This is a genomic window from Planomonospora algeriensis (assembly GCF_977012225.1).
Genome location: NZ_CDRNDK010000971.1, coordinates 1 through 846 on the forward strand (window position 1 = coordinate 1; position 846 = coordinate 846).

General features: G+C 70.8%; 1 protein-coding gene. It reads left to right on the top strand.

From position 1 onward, the window contains the following. Positions 1-395 precede the first annotated feature (395 nt). Positions 396-846, top strand: a 451-nt coding sequence (locus tag ACWJ6R_RS37265) for a hypothetical protein (RefSeq protein ID WP_449066694.1), incomplete at its 3' end; no start/stop codon positions are given.

An 846-nucleotide genomic window follows, 5' to 3' on the forward strand; every position in this document is an offset into this window, starting at 1 on the left:
GAGGGGAAGCAGGATCCCGACCACACCGGCCAGGACGAGCCGCCTGCCGAGCTTCCCGCTCACCGCGGACGCGCCTGGCCTTGATTCGATCATGCGTGAATGGTGACACACCGGACATCGTCCAGCCAGGGGAAGGGTAGACGATCCCTTGCCGCGCCGAGCCATCCACTGAAGGTCACGTCCAGCGAAGGGGTGTACGTAAGCCGGTCGGCCACCGGACGCTCTCGATCATGAACGATGAGCGAGTGCGGCCTGTGCGGGTGCTGTCTCCTATGGGCGGTCCGGTGAAGGGAGCCGGCCGTTGCGTTCCTGCCGTGACCGTGGTCGTGCCGGACGGGGAAACGGTCGGCGGTTCGATCGGCTCCGCGGGAGGTGTCCGGGGCCATACTTCCGGGGTGGACGTGCCTTTCGTGATCGATGGTCTGACGCTGTGCCGCGACGTGGTCCCGGCCGCGTGGGCGGTGGCGGCGGTCCGGGACTTCGACGGTACGGTCGGTTCCCTGGTCCCGCCGGTCTTCGCCGCGTACGCGCGGGTGTTCCACCCCGCCCGGCGGCGGTTCGGCGGACCCGCCGGGCCGGTCGAGCGGACCGAGGAGGTGACGTGGGCGCAGGTGGCCCGCGCCAACGGACGCCTGGCGCATCCGGCGATGCAGTGGCCGTGCATCACCGGTTCATGGCGGTTCGTCCATGCCGATGATCAGCCCGGCCTCTGGGAGTACCCGCCGGAGGAGGGATCGCTGCCGGTACGGCATGCGGCCCGCCTGGCCGCTCTGCTGGCCGGGCACACCCGCGCACCGCAGCGCTGCTGGTTCGCCGTCTGGGAGGGGTACGGTGACCTCGCCCTGC